The organism is Variovorax sp. Soil_C_39 (assembly GCF_057656815.1).
In genome coordinates this window covers 572,382-588,437 of sequence record NZ_JBDGJQ010000001.1, presented here as the reverse complement: position 1 = coordinate 588,437, position 16,056 = coordinate 572,382, and the positions used below count along the sequence as shown (strand labels likewise).

Genomic DNA, 16,056 nt, shown 5'->3' with positions numbered 1-16,056 from the left:
CCTTCAGGCCGGTTGCAGCGCGCGCACCAAGGCACCGCGCACGCCGTGCAGCAGCCGCTCGTGCCACTTCGGGTTCTGCACCACCTCGGCGCGGTAGAAGCTCGGGCACAGCGTGGCCGCATGGGCGTTTTCGCCGCACAGGCCGCAGCCCACGCAGCCGTCGATCACCGTGGCCACCGGGTCGACCTTGAGCGGATCGGGGTTGTCCTTCAGCGTGAGCGTCGGGCAGCCCGACAGGCGGATGCAGGCGTGGTCGCCGTTGCACACATCCTCGTCCACGCCGTACTTCACGCGCACCACCCGCTCGCCTTTCTTGAGCAAGCTCGCGATCCAGGGCTTGATGCGCCGCTGGCGCTCGAGCTGGCACTCGCCCTCGGCGATCACCACCTTCAGGCCGTTGAAGTCGCTCGTGAGCGCATCGGTCAGCGTCTTGCGCATGCGCTCCACGTCGTAGGTGGTGACGGTGCGAAGCCACTGCACGCCCAGGCCCTTGAGCGTGGACTCGATGGTCTGGTTCTTGTCGACCAGGCTCTGCTGCTTGTCGACCGCGCGTTCCTTCATCTCGTCGTCGGGCGTGGAGATGATGTCCTGCGTGCCGGTGGCCGAGGTGTAGCCGTTCTTGAAGATGACGAGCACCGCGTCGTCGCCGTTGAACAGCGCGCTCTGCACGCCCGTGAGCAGGCCGTTGTGCCAGAAGCCGCCGTCGCCCATGATCGACAGCGTGCGCCGGTTCATCATCGGCGCCACGCCGGCGCGGCTCGCGAGGCTCATGCCGTAGCCGAGGATCGAATGCCCCATCGAGAACGGCTCGAAGGTGCCGAACGCATGGCAGCCGATGTCGGCCGCGATGTGCACCGGCCCCGTCTCCTGCTGCGCGAGCTTGAGGGCCGAGAATACCGGCCGCTCGGGGCAGCCCACGCAGAAGCTCGGCGGCCGCGCGGGCAGCGCCACCTCGAGCTGGCGCGCCACGGCCTCGCGGCGCTCGCGGTTGCCGGCCAGCCAGGCCTCGGCCGACGAAGCGACGTCGCTGGTGCCGAGGTACCGGGCCGCAAAGGTGCCAATGCCGCCCGACAGCACCTCGACGCCGTACTCGCCCGCCGCGGGCAGCATGTCCTTGCCGTGCAGCGGCGTCTGGATGTCGCGCCGGCGCAGCAGCGTCGCGATGTCCTGCTCGATGTACTCGGGCTGGCCTTCCTCGACCACCAGCACCGCGCGCTTGCCGACGCAGAAGTCGGCCACCTGCTCGGGCACCAGCGGATAGGTCACGTTGAGCACCAGGATCGGGATGTCGGTCTCGCCGAAGGCATCGGCCAGCCCCTGTTGCTGAAGGCTGCGCACCAGCGCGTTGTAGAGCCCGCCCTGCACCACGATGCCGAGGTCGGCATGGCGCCGGCCCGGCATCAGCTCGTTCAGGCCGCGCTCGACGATCTGCCGGCGCGCGGCCGGGATGCGTTCGTCGCCCTTGAGCTTCTCGTGGCGGAAGGTCACGGGCGGGTGCGCGAGGCGCATGTAGTCGAAGCCCGCGGGCTCGCTCATCAATGCGCGCGTCGAAATGGCGGGCGCGATGTTGTCCTTGCAGTCGAAGCTGCCGCGCACATGGCAGGTGCGGATGCGCAACTCCATGAGGCAGGGCATGTTCGAGGCCTCGGATAGAAGGAAGCCCTCTTCGACCATCCGCACCATCACGCCGAGGTCGGGCCGCGGGTCGAGCAGGCACATGCTCGACTTGAGCGCATAGGCGTGCGTGCGCTCCTGGATCACGCTGGCGCCTTCGCCGTAGTCCTCGCCCACCACGACCAGCACGCCGCCCGTGACGCCCGGCGACGAGAGGTTGGACAGCGCATCGGCCGCCACGTTGGTGCCGACGATCGACTTCCACGTCACCGCGCCGCGCAGCGGATAGTGGATCGACGCGCCGAGCATCGCGGCGGCCGAGGCCTCGTTGGAGCAGGCCTCGACGTGCACGCCGAGCTCTTCCATGTAGTCCTTGCCCTGCACCATCACGTCAAGCAGGTGCGACACGGGCGCGCCCTGGTAGCCGCCGACATAGGAAACGCCCGACTGCAGCAGGCCCTTGGTGATCGCGAGGATGCCCTCGCCGTGGAAGGTGTCGCCGGCGCCCAGGCGCAGCAGCTGCACTTCCTTGCTGAATGAAACTTCCAAGTGAATGACTCCGTGGGGTTGTCTGGCTTGTTCTGATCTCCGCCGGTGGCTTCGCGCGGCAGGCGCCAGTGTGCAAAGACACTGGCATCTCTTCAATAAAATGAGACAGCTAAGTAATATGCATGCCATGCATATTGAATCGATGGACCTGAACCTGCTGCGGCTGTTCGACGCGGTGTACCGCGCGCGCAGCGTGAGCCGCGCAGCCGAAGCGCTGGGCCTCACGCAGCCGGCCGCGAGCCACGGCCTCGGGCGCCTGCGCCTGCTGCTGAAGGACGCGCTCTTCACGCGGGCGCCGGGCGGCGTGGCGCCGACGCCGCGCGCCGACCGGCTGGCGGCGGCAGTGCAGGCCGCGCTCGGCACCCTCGAGGAAGCGCTCAGCGAACCCGACCGCTTCGAGCCGGCGGCCTCGCGAAAGTTGTTTCGCATCCACATGAGCGACATCGGCGAAGGCCGTTTCCTGCCCGCGCTGATGGCACGCCTGGGCGAACTGGCGCCCGGCGTGCGGCTGGAGACGCTGCCGCTTGCACTGGGCGAGATCGCGCCCGCGCTCGACAGCGGCCGCATCGACTTCGCCTTCGGTTTTCTGCCCAAGGTGCGCGACACCCAGCGCAGGCACCTGCTCAAGGACCGCTACATCGTGCTGCTTCGCAAGGGCCATCCGTTCGCGCGCGGGCGGCGCAGCAGCCAGGCGCTGATCGAGGCGCTGCAGACGCTCGAGTACGTGGCGGTGCGCACGCATGCCGAGACGCTGCGCATCCTGCAGCTGCTCAACCTCGAAGAGCGCGTGCGGCTCACCACCGAGCACTTCATGGTGCTGCCGGCGATCGTGCGCGCCACCGATCTGGCCGTGGTGATGCCGCGCAACATCGCGCGCGGCTTTGCGGAGGAGGGCGGCTACGCCATCGTCGAGCCGGCCTTTCCGCTGCGCGACTTCACGGTCTCGCTGCACTGGAGCCGGCGCTTCGAGGCCGATCCGGCGAACCGGTGGCTGCGCGAGGTCATCACGGGGCTGTTCACCGAAGGCAGCTGAGGCGCTCCGATCAGCCGGGCGGTTTCGCGCCGCCGCGCTCGATGTTCGATTCGGTGATGCCGAGCAGCTCCTCCATCGCCCGCCGCGCCTGGGCAGGCTTGCGCGCCCAGATGGCCTCGAGCACTGCGCGGTGCAGCGGCAGGCTCTTGCGCGGCGCGCCGGGCTGGCGCGTCGAGAGCTCGAACGAGATGCGCAGCGCCGCTTCGATGGTGGCGCCGAACGCGACGAGGAACGGGTTGCCCGTGGCGTTCAGGATCGCGCGGTGGAATTCGAGGTCGGGGCCGGCGTAGGCGACGGCATCCATGCCGGCCGCGTCCATGCCGCGGTAGGCGCGCTCGATGGCGGCGATCGCGGCATCGGGTGCCGAGGCCGCCGCAAGCTCGCAGGCCGCGGGCTCGACGATGCGGCGCAGCTGCATCAGGTGCTGCGCCATCTGCACGCGGTCCTGGCCCGACCAGGTCCAGCGCAGCACGTCCTCGTCGAGCATGTTCCATTGGGTGCGCGGCAGCACGCGCGTGCCGGCCTTCTGGCGCGAAGCGACGAGCCCCTTGGCCTTGAGCCGCGTCAGCGCCTCGCGCACCGACGTGCGCGCCACGCCGAGCGCCTCGGCCAGTTCGAGCTCGGTCGGGAGCGCCGAGCCGTCGTCCCATTCGCCCGCGATCACGCGGCGCGCGAGCGCCTCGGTCACGGCCATCGGGCCGCGCTTGGTCGAGGCGGGCGGGGTTACTTCAGGATTTTTCAAGTCGGACATATTTATTGTTGCATCGAGCCTATCTGAGTGAAGAGCGCGAAAAAGCAAGGGTTTTCCAGAAGACATTTTGATTTATATGTCTGTCATATTCGCCAGAACACCCGAACCAGGAGACACCTCGATGAAATCCGTACTGCGACGCGCCGCACTCACCTTCGCAACGGCCGCATTGGCCGCCGTTCCCGCACTGGCGCAGGCCCAGCCCGCGGCGGCCACCTATCCGCAAAAGCCTGTCGTGCTCGTGGTGCCGCAGCCGCCGGGCGGCGCGGCCGACCAGTTCGCGCGCCCCTTCGCTCAGCTGCTGTCCCAGCGGCTGGGCCAGCCGGTGGTGGTCGACAACCGGCCCGGCGCCAACGGCAACATCGCGGCCGCGTACGTTGCGCGCAACCAGCCGGCCGACGGCTACACGGTCTTCTTCGGCTCGGTCAGCACGCTGGCCGTGAACCCGCACCTCTACAAGTCCACCGGCTTCGATCCGCTGAAGGACTTCCAGCCGATCACGCTGACCAACCAGACGCCCAACGTGCTGGTGGTGGGCGCGGGCACCCCGTACAAGACCGTGGCCGACGTGGTCGCTGCCGCGAAGAAGGAACCCGGCGCGCTGAGCTTCGGCTCGGCGGGCAACGGCAACACGATGCACCTCACGGGCCTGCAGTTCGAAGCCGCCACCGGCACCCAGCTGATCCACGTGCCGTACAAGGGCGGCCCGGCCGCGCTCAACGACGTGATGGGCGGGCAGATCCCGATGATGTTCCACAACCTCTCGGCCGTGCTGGCGCAGGAGAAGGGCGGCCGCGTGCGCGTGCTGGCCGTGGCCGACACGCAGCGCTCGAAGCTGCTGCCGAACGTGCCGACCATGGCCGAGGCCGGCGCGCCCGGCGTGGTGCAGCTCGCCTGGAGCGGCATGCTCGTGCGTGCGGGCACGCCCGCGCCGGTGGTCGAGCGGCTGCACAAGGAGATGCTCGATATCCTCAAGGACCCGGCATTCCGCAAGCCGCTCGAGGCGCAGGGCTTCGATATGCTGTCGTCGACGCCGCAGGGCTTCACGGACCGGCTGAAGGCCGACTACGCCAGGATGGGCGAAGTCATCAAGGCCGGCAAGGTGCAGATCGATTGAATGTCTCCCTCCCCACCATCAACATGCCCGCACGCAACACCTTCAAGCACGCCCTCGCGGCGAAGATCCCGCAGATCGGCATCTGGTCGACGCTGCCTGACCCGTACATCTCCGAGCTGCTCGCGGGCGCCGGCTTCGACTGGATGCTGCTCGACGCCGAGCACACGCCCGGCGACCCGACCACGATGCTGCGCCAGCTGCAGGCGGTGCAGGCCGAGCGCGACCGGCCCACCAGCGCCGTGGTGCGCCCGCCGTGGAACGACCCGGTGCTGATCAAGCAATACCTCGACATCGGCGCGCAGACGCTGCTGCTGCCTTTCGTTCAGACGCGCGAGGAGGCCGAGGCGGCCGTGGCCGCCACGCGTTATCCGCCGCACGGCATCCGCGGCATGGGCGGCACGGTGCGCGCCTCGCGCTTCGGCCGCGACACCAAGTACGTGGCCGAGGCCTCGAACGAGATCTGCGTGCTGGTGCAGGTGGAAACCGCCGAGGCGCTCGAGCAGCTCGAAGCGATCGCCAACGTCGACGGCATCGACGGCGTCTTCATCGGCCCCGGCGACCTGTCGGCCAGCATGGGCGTGGCGGGCCAGGTCAACCATCCCACGGTGCGCGCCGCGATCGACAAGGCCGTCGCGCGCATCCTGGCTTGCGGCAAGGCGCCCGGCATCCTCATGAACGACGAGCCGCGCGCGCAGGAACTGCTCGACCTCGGCGCGCTGTTCGTGGCCGTGGCCAACGACCAGCTGCTGCTGCGCAAGACCGCCGACGAGGTGGCCGCGCGCTTCCGCCAGCGTGGTGCGCCGCCTGCACCTTCCGCGCCGCCCGCCCCCGCGACCTACTGAAAAGAAACCCACCCGCATGTCCACCGAGAGCGCCCGCCCCCCGAAGAAGCACAACAAGACCATCGACGAACTGCGCAGCCAGCGTTGGTTCGCGAGCGACGACATCCGCGGCTTCGCGCACCGTCAGCGCATGCAGCAACAGGGCCTCGCGCGCGAGGCGTTCATGGGCCGCCCCGTGATCGGCATCATCAACACCTGGAGCGATCTCTCGCCCTGCCATGCGCATTTTCGCGAGCGCGCCGAGGCCGTGAAGCGCGGCGTGCTGCAGGCCGGGGGCTATCCGCTCGAACTGCCGGCGCTGAGCCTCGGCGAGGTGATGGTCAAGCCCACCACCATGATCTACCGCAACCTGCTGGCGATCGAATGCGAGGAGCTGCTGCGCAGCCTGCCGATCGACGGCGCCGTGCTCATGGGCGGCTGCGACAAGACCACGCCCGCGCTCATCATGGGCGCGCTGTCGATGGACATCCCGGCCATCTACATGCCCGCCGGCCCGATGCTCAACGACCGCTACAAGGGCCAGGCCGTGGGCGCGGGCACGCACACCAAGAAGTTCTGGGCCGAGCGCACCATCGGCAACGTGGGCGAGGCCGAGTGGATCCAGCTCGAATCGCACATGACGCGCACGCCCGGCACCTGCAACACCATGGGCACGGCCAGCACCATGACGGCCATCGCCGAGGCCATGGGCTTTTCGCTGCCGGGTGCGATGAGCATTCCGGCGGTCGATTCGGCGCACAGCCGCATGGCGTGGCGCACGGGCGAGCGCATCGTCTCCATGGTGTGGGAAGACTGGAAGCCCTCGCGCTTCGTCACCAAGGCCTCGTTCCTGAACGCCGTGGCCGCCTACATGGCGCTCGGCGGCTCGACCAATGCCGCGGTGCACCTGCCGGCCATGGCGGGGCGCGCGGGGCTCGCGCTCACCATCGACGAGCTCGACGCGATCGCGCGGCGCGTGCCGGTCATCGCCAACCTGTATCCCTCGGGCGAGAAGCTGATGGAAGACTTCCACTACGCGGGTGGCCTGCCGGCAGTGCTGAACAAGATCGCAGCGCACCTCGACCTGTCGGCGCGCACCGTCACCGGCCGCACGCTCGGCGAGGACATCGCGGGCCGCGTGGGCGAGGACGACGGCACCATCCTCGACCCGGCCACGCCCCTCAAGCAGGGCACGCCCGAATGCCCGGAAGCGGGTATTGCACTGGCCGTGCTGCGCGGCAACCTGTGCCCCGACGGCGCGGTCATCAAGCCCTCGGCCGCCACACCTGAACTGCTGCGCCACACCGGGCGCGCGCTGGTGTTCGACTCGAATGCAGAGATGCTCGCGGCCATGGCCGACGAGAACCTCGACTGCGACGCCTCGACCGTGCTGGTGCTGCGCAACGGCGGCCCGGTGGGCGGCCCCGGCATGCCCGAGTGGGGCAACCTGCCGATCCCGAAGAAGCTGCTGCGCGAGGGCGTGCGCGACATGCTGCGCATTTCCGATTCGCGCATGAGCGGCACGCACTACGGCACCTGCGTGCTGCACGTGTCGCCCGAATCGGCCGTCGGCGGGCCGCTGGCGCTGCTGAAGACCGGCGACACGGTGCAGCTCGACATCGGTGCGCGCAGCCTCGACATGCTCGTGAGCGACGAAGAACTGGCCGCACGCCGCGCCGCCTGGCAGCCACCGGCGCCGGCCTATGCGCGCGGCTACACGAAGATCTTCCAGCACGAGGTGACGCAGGCGCACCTCGGTTGTGATTTCGCGAGCCTGGCAGGCAACGCTGCGACGCCAGAGCCGCAAATTTACTGACGCCCCCCGAAGCGCCTTCGGCGCCTCCCCCCCACTGGGGGGCGCACCCAGCGGCCCGGCCAAGCCGGTTCCGCGGGTGCCCACGGCTGAGCCTGTGGTTACCTGAAGGGCTTCAGGCGTAGGAAGAACAGAGTTCGCCTTCGGCCTTCATCGCGTCGAAAGCGCTGTAGTCGGCCTGCCAGGCATTGCCTTCGCGCAGCGTGAGCGCTTCGAGGTCGGCCAGCGTGGCCGCGCCGTCCTTCTTCAGTTGTTCGGCGCACTTGTCCAAATCCGGAAAGTTCTGCAGCGCCTGCCACCACACCGCACGCCCGGCCAGGAAGCCGTGCGCGCCAGCGGCGTAGGCGTATTCCATCACGCGCAAAAACTGCTGCGAGGTCACGCCGGCCGAGAGCATCACCCACGGAATGTTCGCTCCCTTGCAGATCGCGCCCATCTGGTCGAACCAGCCTTGCGCAGCGGTGTGCGCGGCGCCGCCGTCGCGCGCGGGCAGCGTGGCGCCGGGCAGCGGGCTTTCGAGCTTGAACAGATCGACGCCGTACTCGGGCTTGGCGAACTCGCGCACGCTCTCGATGACGAGCTCGGGCATCTTCTCGGGCGACTCGATGTAGTCCACCGTGTGGCGCTCGCTCTTGGGAAACGGATAGACCAGAAGCTCGAGCACGAGCGGGATGTCCCACTGGCGGCACTCTTCACCGATCTTGCGCACGTAGTCCTTCTGGTGCGCGAGCACGTCGGGCTCGGCATCGGGGCGGTACCAGGCCAGCACTTTTACGCCGTCGCCGCCGGCGCGCTTGATCTTCTCGACGCTCCAGTCGTCGATGGAGTGCGACAGGCGGCCGCCGGGCGTGTCGCGGAAGCGATGGTCCTCGAGCGTCACCACGAGGCCGGTGTGCGCGGGCAGCTTCTGCAGCGCGGCGGGAAAGGCGTAGTTGGGGTCGAACAGCATCGCGCTGGCATGCGTGCCGAGCGTGTCGACGAGCGTGCGCTTGACGGCGACCATGTCGGCAAAGCTGACGTCGGCGGGCGCAATGCCGCGCTTGGCGCCGATCAGCTGCGCGATGGGCGGGCGCTGGTCGAGAGCGACCATGGTGAAGTGGCCCTGGGGCGTGGCCATGCGGCGCAGGCCCCAGTTCTTGCCGAGGTGGAGGGGGGGCTTCGTTGTCATGAGAGGGTTCACTCCTGAATGGAATCGACGAGAGACATCGCGGTGGCGAAATCGGGCACCCCGGCGCGTCCGCCGGGTCGTGTGCACTTGAGGGCCGCCACCGCGGCGGAAAACTGGAAGGCGCGGCGCACGGGCCAGCCAGCGCCGATGGCGAACGCGAACGCGCCATGGAACACGTCGCCGGCACCGGTGGTGTCGACGGCCTGCACTTCGAAAGCCGGCAGGGCATGCAGGCCGCCGGCATCGGCCCAGCGCAACCCGTGCTCGCCGAGCGTGACGGCCGCGAGGCGGCAGCCGCGCGAGAGCGCGAAGTTCAACTGGTCGTCGACGGTGCGCGCACCCGCGGCATAGCCTGCGAGGCCGGGTTCGGAAAAAATGGCGTGGTCGGTGTGCGGCAGCAGCATGTCGAACACGGCGGCTTCGGCGACGTCGCCGTCGAGCACGGTGGGCAGCGCGTGCTGGCGCGCGGCGCCGAAGAGCGCCAGCGCGCCTTCGGGCCAGCGCGGGTCGGCGAGCACGGCGTCCGTGTCGGCCAGCGCGTCGAGCGGCAGCCAGGTCGGATCGGCCGGCAGGTCGGCGCCGCGAAAGTTGACGATCATGCGTTCGCCGCGCGCATCGACGACGATGCCCGAGACCGACGAGCGGCCGCCCGCGAACAGACGGAAGCGCGAGACGTCGACGCCCAAAGCGGTGAGCTGCGCCTTCATTTCATGGCCTGCGCTGTCTTCGCCCGCGCGGCCCCAGAACTGCACGGACGCGCCGAGCTTGGCCGCGGCAGCGGCCGCATTGGCCGCCATGCCGCCGCCGCCTTCTCGCAGGTCGTTGGCGCGCGTCTTGCCGCCGCCGTGGGGCAGCGTGTCGACCTGCCAGGTGACGTCGAGTGCGGAGAGGCCCAGGCAGACGATGCGAGGGGTTGGGTGTCGGCTTGTGTTCATTGCGAAGTCGAGTTTTTGCCTGGGGCGCGTGCACAGGCCACCGGGTACTCCCCTCCGCGAATGTCCCCCGGCCTGCGGCCTCCTCCTTTATTTCGCTGCGGGGAGCACCCGATACCCTGCGCACGCCAAGCGCAGCGCTTGTGCGGGCGGTGCGAGCGCTCTGCGTCCCGAGCACGCCGATGGGGTGCCTTGCGCAGCGAAATAAAGGGGGAGGGCGAAGCCCGGAGGACATTCGCGGAGCAAGGTACCCCGTCGGCGTAATCGCACCCCGAAGAGTGCCCAAAACAAAGACGTCCCATCTCAACCACGCAGCACGGCCCCATCGTTCTTGTCGAACAGATGGCACTTGTCCATGTCGAAGTCCAGCGTGACCGTGTCCTTCGGCCGCACCTGCAGCTCGGGCGCCACGCGCGCCACATGCCGCGTGCCGGCGCGGTCGAAGTACACCAGCGTGTCCGAGCCCAGCGGCTCCACCACGCTCACCTGCACGCGCAGGCCCGGTGCGTCGGGCGGTAGCACCCGCATGTGCTCGGGGCGCACGCCCAGCACCGCCGCGCCGGCCACGCCGCCGCAGCGTGGCGGCATGGCGAACAGCGTGCCGTCGTCCATGCGCACGTTGGTGCCTTCCGCGGTCACGTCGAAGAAGTTCATCGTCGGCGAGCCGATGAAGCCCGCCACGAACTGATTCGCGGGCGACTTGTAGACCTCTTCGGGCGTGCCGAACTGCTGCACCACGCCGGCCTTCAGCACCACGATCCGGTCGGCCATGGTCATGGCCTCGACCTGGTCGTGCGTGACGAAGATCATCGTCGTCTTGAGCTGCTGCGACAGCGCCTTGATCTCGGTGCGCACCTCGCCGCGCAGCTTGGCGTCGAGGTTCGACAACGGCTCGTCGAACAGGAACACCTTCGGGTTGCGCACCATCGCGCGGCCCATGGCCACGCGCTGGCGCTGGCCGCCCGACAGCGCCTTGGGCTTGCGGTCGAGGTAGGGCTCGATGCGCAGCATGCCGGCGGCGCGGTCGACGCGGCGCGCGATCTCGTCCTTGGGCGTGTTGCGCATCTCCAGGCCGAAGCCCATGTTGTCGCGCACCGTCATGTGCGGATAGAGCGCGTAGTCCTGAAACACCATCGCGATGTCGCGCTGCGCCGGCGGCATGTCGTTCACGCGCGTGTCGCCGATGAAGAGATCGCCGCCGTCGATGGGCTCCAGGCCCGCGATGATGCGCAGCAGCGTCGACTTGCCGCAGCCCGAGGGGCCGACGAAGACCACGAACTCCTCGTCGCGGATCTCGAGGTCGAGCGAGGGGATCACGGCCACGTCGCCGAAGCGCTTGACCAGGCCGTTGATTCGAATGGAAGCCATGCGTCTTGATCCTTCAGGCGAACGCCAGCAATGGCTTGACCAGCTCGCCGGCCACGAAGCGGCCGAACATCTCGGGCAGCTGGTCGATGCCGAACTGCGCATCGACCAGCTGGCGGTAGCGTGCCTTCTCGGCGCGCAGCAGCTCGACGTTGAGCGCGAAGTCGCTCTTCGGAAAGTAGAAGGTGCGCACCATGTAGAAGTCCTTGCGACGAATCGCCTTGTTCTCCTGCACCGGCCAGGGCTTGTCGCTCTCGCCGATGAGGATGAGCACGCCGCGCGGCAGCACGATCTCCATTCCCAGGCTGCGCGCGGCATGCGCCCCGCTGCATTCGACGATGAGCTTGAAGCGCTTGCTCGCATCGCCCACGGGGTGCCGCTTGGCGCCGAACGACTCGGCCAGCTGCAGCCGCTCTTCCTTCAGGTCGGACACGTACACGTCGGTGTAGCCGATGTTCTGCAGCGCGATCAGCGCGCCGATGCCGACCGGGCCCGCGCCCGTCACCAGCACCGCGCCGGTGGTCTCGGGCGGCACCAGCGGCTTGACGAAGCGGATGCCGTGCGCGGCCGTGCCGATGGTGTCGAGCAGCAGCGGGGCGAGTTCGTCCTCGATGTCGTCTGGCACCGGCAGCAGGCACTGCTCGGGCACCGTGAGGTACTCGGCGTAGCCGCCGGGGCGGTTCCAGCCGACCAGCACCGATTCGTTCAGGCACATCTGCGTGTCGCCCGCGCGGCAGGCGTCGCAGTGGCCGCAGTGCACCGGGATGTAGACCAGGCAGCGCCGGCCGTCGAGCGCATGGCCCGGCTGCTGTACCACGCCGAAGATCTCGTGGCCGGGCGTGAAGCTCGCGCCGTTGAACCACAGCTTGGTGTCGGAGCCGCAGAGCGCGGTGCGGCGCACGCGCAGCAGCACCTCGCCGGGGCCCGCGACGGGCATCGGAGCCTCGCCGATGGTGATGTTCTTGTCGCCGTGAAAAGTGGCAGCTTGCATGGGATGTCTCCTAGCCTTTGACCGCACCCATCGCCAGCCCCGACACGAGCCGGCGCTGGACGATGAATGCAAGGATGAGCGGCGGCAGCGCGATCAACGTGGCGGCCGCCATCAGCGCGCCCCAGTTCGAGGCGCCTTCGCCGATGAAATTGAACGACGCCGCGATCAGCGTCTTGGTGTCGCCGTTCGACAGGACGAGCGCGAACAGGAAGTAGTTCCATGAGAAAACGAACGACAGGATCGACGCCACCACCACGCCCGGCATCACGAGCGGCAGCGCGATGCGCCACAGGATGCGCGGCACGCTGCAGCCGTCGACCTGCGCGCTTTCGAGCACGCTGCGCGGAATGTTGTCGAAGAAGGGCAGCAGCACCCAGATCACGATCGGCATGGTGATGGCCGCGTGCGTGAGGATCAGCGCCCAGTAGCTGCCGATCATTCCGGCCTCGCGGAACATCACGTACCACGGCAGCAGGAACAGCGTGCCCGGTGCCATGCGCGCGAGCAGCGTCACGGTGGCGGGCCAGGTGATGCGCGTCCACGAGACCGCGAATGCGGCCGGAATGCCCAGCAGCAGGCCGATGGCGGTCGAGCCCACGGTGATGACCGTGCTGTTCCAGGTGTACTGCAGGAACGGCGTGGTGCCGAAGAGCGTGCGGTAGTTCTCCAGCGTGGGCGAGAAGAGCAGCTTGGGCGGGTAGGCCGTGACCTCGGCCGAGGGCTTGAAGGACGCGAGCGCCATCCAGGCAATGGGCAGCAAAATCAAGAGCGCCACGAAGGCGATCTGCAGCAGGTTCAGGCGTTGCACGAGCTTGTCGTTCATGGCTTGCATGCCTCCTTCACCACGCCACACGCTTGCGCGCCTGGGTGAGCACCATCACCGCGCCGAGCACGATGGCCGAGAGCGTGATCATCAGCGCGCTCGCATAGCCGATCTCGAACAGCTCGAAGCCCTTGCGGAAGCCGTAGATGTTGAGCGTGTTCGAGGCATTGCCCGGACCGCCCTGCGTGGTGATGTAGATGATGTCGAAGAAGCGCAGCAGGTCGACGCTGCGCAGGATGGCCGCCGTGACCAGCGTGGGCGCGAGCAGCGGCAGCGTGATGCGCCAGAAGGTCTTCCAGCGCGAGGCGCCGTCGATCTGCGCGGCCTCGTAGACGTTGGGCGGCAGCGACTGCAGGCCGCCCAGCACGATCAGCGCGACATACGGCGTCCATTGCCAGGTGTCGATCATCGCCACCGTGGGGATCACCCACACGGGCGACGCGAGCCAGTCGGAGCGCGGCAGCCCCGCGGAGGTCAGCAGGTAGTTGGCCGCACCGATGGACGGGTCGAGCACCACCAGCCACATCATGCCGACCACCACCGGCGGCAGCACGAAGGGCGAGATCATCAGCGTGCGCACGATGCCCGACAGCTTCTTGGAGCCGTGCAGCAGCAGCGCCACCCAGGTGCCCAGCACCAGCTGCAGCACCAGCGAGAGCACGTAGAGCACCAGCGTGATCTTCAGGCCGTTCCAGAACTCGCCGTCGCCGACCATCTCGACGTAGTTCATGCCCCAGTTGAGCTTGGGTTTGCCGCCGAAGCTGAACTCGTGCAGGCTGAACCACACGGTGTAGGCGAACGGAAAGGCGATCATCGCGGTCGTGAAGATCACGGCCGGGAGCGAGAGAAACGCGAGCTGGCCGCGTGTGCCGATCGATTGGCTCATGGGTTCACCCTGCGAGAAAGCCGCCATCGACGGCCAGAACGGTGCCAGTGACGTAGTGCGCGGCGGGCGAGGCGAGGAACACCGCGCTGCCCGCGATGTCGCCGGGCTGCGCCCACTGGCCGAGCGGAATGCGCGAGCGGATGCGCTCGTAGTGCGCCGTGTCCTGCCGGCCGGCCGCGTTGATGGCGGTTTCCACATAGCCCGGCGCGATGGCGTTCACGCGCACCTTCTTCTCGGCCCAGGCCAGCGCGAGCGACTTGGTCAGCATGACCACGCCACCCTTGCTGGCGCAGTAGGCCGGAATGAAGGGCAGCGCGACGAAGGCGTTCATCGAGGCCACGTTGACGATGCTGCCCCGGCTTTTTTCCAGCAGCGGCAGGCTCGCGTTGCACAGGCGGAAGGTGCCGGTGAGATTGACGTCGAGCACGCGCTGGAAGGTTTCTGTCTCGAACTCCTTGAAGCGCGAGAGGATGCCGGCGCAGTTGACCAGCGTGTCGAGCCTCTCGAGGCCGCCGACGAAGCCGGCGACCTGCGCATCGTCGGTCACGTCGAGCGTGCGCAGCGCGAGCCGGGGCGACGACGCGCGCAACGGCGCGAGCGAACTGGCCGCGAGCGCGGCCTCGTCGACGCCGGTTGCAATGACCTCGCAGCCCATCTCGAGGAACGATCGCGAGATCGCGGCGCCGATGTCGCCGGCGCCGCCGACCACCAGCACGCGGTGGCCTGCGGGAAAGTCGAACACCGCCATCAGTCTTTGGCGATCAGCGCGTCGAGCTTCTTGTCCGCGTCGGCGCAGGCCTCGGCGGGCGACTTCTGGCCCAGCAACAGCTCGGTCACGGCCTGGCCGATGTGGTCGCGCGATGCGGGGTTGGCGACGATCGGGTAGCCCACTTCGGAGGTGCCGGTGCGCGCCAGTTCGTTGACCGCCGCGACCCATTCGGCACGCACCGGCTGCTCGTCCATCCAGGCCTTGTAGCCGGGCGACTTGGCGACGGCCGAGCGCGGCGGCGCCACGCCGTCGAGCGCGAGCTTGGCCTGCACGGCCGGGCTGGTGGCCCACTGCACGAAGTACCAGGCGGCTTCCTTGTTCTTGCTGTGCGCCGAGACCGACATGGTCCAGCCGATCACCGTGGGGTGCGAGCCGCCGGGGCCGGCGGGCAGCACGGCCACGGCGGTGTCCTTCAGGCGCGCGCCGCCGTCCATCACGTTGCGCAGCTCGTTCGACGACTCGAACGCCATCGCCGCCTTGCCTTCGCGGTAGAGCGAGGAGATCTGATAGAAGCTGTAGTTCACCACGCCGGGCGGGCCGTAGTCCTTGAGCAGCTTGGCGTAGAGGCCCATCGAGGCCTGGCCTTCCTTGCTGCACAGCTGCGACTTGCCGTCCTTCATGTACTGGCCGCCCATGTTGTGCAGGAACACGCTGTAGGTGAAGGGCAGGGCGGGCTTCAGGCCGCGCGAGACGAAGGGCGTGACGCCCGGCTCGCAGGCCTTGAGCTTGGCGGCCACGGCCTCCAGCTCGGGCAGGTTCTTGGGCAGCGATACGCCGCACTTCTGGAACAGGTCCTTGCGGTAGTACAGCACCGGGCCCTCGACGTTCATCGGGATACCGGTGAGCTGCTTCTCGTAGGTCGCGTCCTTGAGCATGCCGGCGCTCAGGTCGGCGAAGTCGTAGTCGGTCGCGCTGGCGGTCTTCACCAGGCCCGACAGGTCGGCGTACCAGCCGGCCTTGGCGAACTGCATGCCCTCGCGCGAGGGCAGCGACATGAACACGTCGATCTCGTCGCTGCGCGAATTCATCACCGTGACCAGGCGCTGGCGCATCTGCTGTTCCTGGTAGGAGTCGACCTTGAGCTTCATGCCGGTCTGCTGCTCGAAGTCGTCCTTGTGCTTGAGCAGCGCATTCGCGACCGGGTTGTTGTTGGCCAGGAAGGTCACGGTCTTGCCCTGGTGCTTCTTCCAGTCGAAGGCCTGGGCAGCTGCCGTGCCGGCGCAGGCGGCGGCGACGACGAGCACCGCGATGGCGCGAACGTGCGGGCGAAGGGCGGGGCGGCGGAAGGGGGTGTGCATGTCTTGTGTCTCCTTTGACGTGTTGAAGGCGGGGTCACCGAGGTCGGCGATTCGCTTGTAACCGTTTACAGGATTTTCGGAATCGTGCGCCGCGGTGTCAACCCGAAAAGAACGCTTCAGCAGGGA

The 16,056-nt window shown here is 68.4% G+C and carries 14 protein-coding genes; 4 read left to right on the top strand and 10 right to left on the bottom strand.

From position 1 onward, the window contains the following. Positions 1–3 precede the first annotated feature (3 nt). Positions 4–2,163 carry a thiamine pyrophosphate-dependent enzyme gene (locus AC3A6J_RS02770; protein ID WP_487858365.1) on the bottom strand — a complete coding sequence of 720 codons (2,160 nt, stop codon included), beginning with the start codon at positions 2,161–2,163 and terminating at the stop codon, positions 4–6. A 127-nt stretch (positions 2,164–2,290) separates the two neighbouring features. Here AC3A6J_RS02770 and AC3A6J_RS02765 point away from each other — a divergent pair, with 127 nt between their 5' ends. Continuing rightward, the gene (locus AC3A6J_RS02765) at positions 2,291–3,196 is read left to right on the top strand and encodes a LysR family transcriptional regulator (RefSeq protein WP_487858364.1); all 906 of its coding nucleotides are present in this window, start codon (positions 2,291–2,293) and stop codon (positions 3,194–3,196) included. 10 nt (positions 3,197–3,206) lie between these two features. Here AC3A6J_RS02765 and AC3A6J_RS02760 read toward each other — a convergent pair whose 3' ends face one another. Then, a complete protein-coding gene (locus tag AC3A6J_RS02760; protein ID WP_487858363.1) occupies positions 3,207–3,947 on the bottom strand; it encodes a FadR/GntR family transcriptional regulator in 741 nt (246 codons plus the stop codon). Between the two features lie 121 nt (positions 3,948–4,068). Between AC3A6J_RS02760 and AC3A6J_RS02755 the strand changes: the two genes are divergently transcribed. The 3 genes from AC3A6J_RS02755 to araD are packed head-to-tail and all read left to right on the top strand — an operon-like array spanning position 4,069 to position 7,701. Further along, positions 4,069–5,064: a Bug family tripartite tricarboxylate transporter substrate binding protein gene (locus AC3A6J_RS02755; RefSeq protein ID WP_487858362.1), complete on the top strand. Its 996-nt coding sequence runs from the start codon at positions 4,069–4,071 to the stop codon at positions 5,062–5,064. 23 nt (positions 5,065–5,087) lie between these two features. Beyond that, entirely contained in the window at positions 5,088–5,906 is an 819-nt protein-coding gene (locus AC3A6J_RS02750; RefSeq protein ID WP_487858628.1) for an HpcH/HpaI aldolase family protein, read from the top strand. 16 nt (positions 5,907–5,922) lie between these two features. Then, complete coding sequence (gene araD, locus AC3A6J_RS02745) at positions 5,923–7,701, top strand: L-arabinonate dehydratase (protein ID WP_487858361.1); 1,779 nt, start codon at positions 5,923–5,925, stop codon at positions 7,699–7,701. Positions 7,702–7,813: 112 nt separating this feature from the next. Here araD and AC3A6J_RS02740 read toward each other — a convergent pair whose 3' ends face one another. The 8 genes from AC3A6J_RS02740 to AC3A6J_RS02705 all read right to left on the bottom strand — a co-directional run bounded on the left by AC3A6J_RS02740 (position 7,814) and on the right by AC3A6J_RS02705 (position 15,930). Beyond that, a complete protein-coding gene (locus tag AC3A6J_RS02740) occupies positions 7,814–8,866 on the bottom strand; it encodes a tagatose 1,6-diphosphate aldolase (RefSeq protein ID WP_487858360.1) in 1,053 nt (350 codons plus the stop codon). Positions 8,867–8,874: 8 nt separating this feature from the next. Further along, positions 8,875–9,801 carry a PfkB family carbohydrate kinase gene (locus AC3A6J_RS02735; RefSeq protein WP_487858359.1) on the bottom strand — a complete coding sequence of 309 codons (927 nt, stop codon included), beginning with the start codon at positions 9,799–9,801 and terminating at the stop codon, positions 8,875–8,877. Positions 9,802–10,101: 300 nt separating this feature from the next. Continuing rightward, a complete protein-coding gene (locus AC3A6J_RS02730; protein ID WP_487858358.1) occupies positions 10,102–11,166 on the bottom strand; it encodes an ABC transporter ATP-binding protein in 1,065 nt (354 codons plus the stop codon). Positions 11,167–11,179: 13 nt separating this feature from the next. Further along, complete coding sequence (locus tag AC3A6J_RS02725) at positions 11,180–12,154, bottom strand: alcohol dehydrogenase catalytic domain-containing protein (protein ID WP_487858357.1); 975 nt, start codon at positions 12,152–12,154, stop codon at positions 11,180–11,182. A gap of 10 nt (positions 12,155–12,164) precedes the next feature. Next, a complete protein-coding gene (locus AC3A6J_RS02720; RefSeq protein WP_487858356.1) occupies positions 12,165–12,977 on the bottom strand; it encodes a carbohydrate ABC transporter permease in 813 nt (270 codons plus the stop codon). 16 nt (positions 12,978–12,993) lie between these two features. After that, positions 12,994–13,863, bottom strand: a complete 870-nt coding sequence (locus AC3A6J_RS02715; RefSeq protein ID WP_487858355.1) for a carbohydrate ABC transporter permease — start codon at positions 13,861–13,863, stop codon at positions 12,994–12,996. A 4-nt stretch (positions 13,864–13,867) separates the two neighbouring features. Then, a complete protein-coding gene (locus tag AC3A6J_RS02710; protein WP_487858354.1) occupies positions 13,868–14,611 on the bottom strand; it encodes an SDR family NAD(P)-dependent oxidoreductase in 744 nt (247 codons plus the stop codon). Beyond that, positions 14,611–15,930: an ABC transporter substrate-binding protein gene (locus AC3A6J_RS02705; protein ID WP_487858353.1), complete on the bottom strand. Its 1,320-nt coding sequence runs from the start codon at positions 15,928–15,930 to the stop codon at positions 14,611–14,613. Before AC3A6J_RS02705 ends, AC3A6J_RS02710 begins: the two co-directional genes overlap by 1 nt. Between the last annotated feature and the right edge of the window lie 126 nt (positions 15,931–16,056).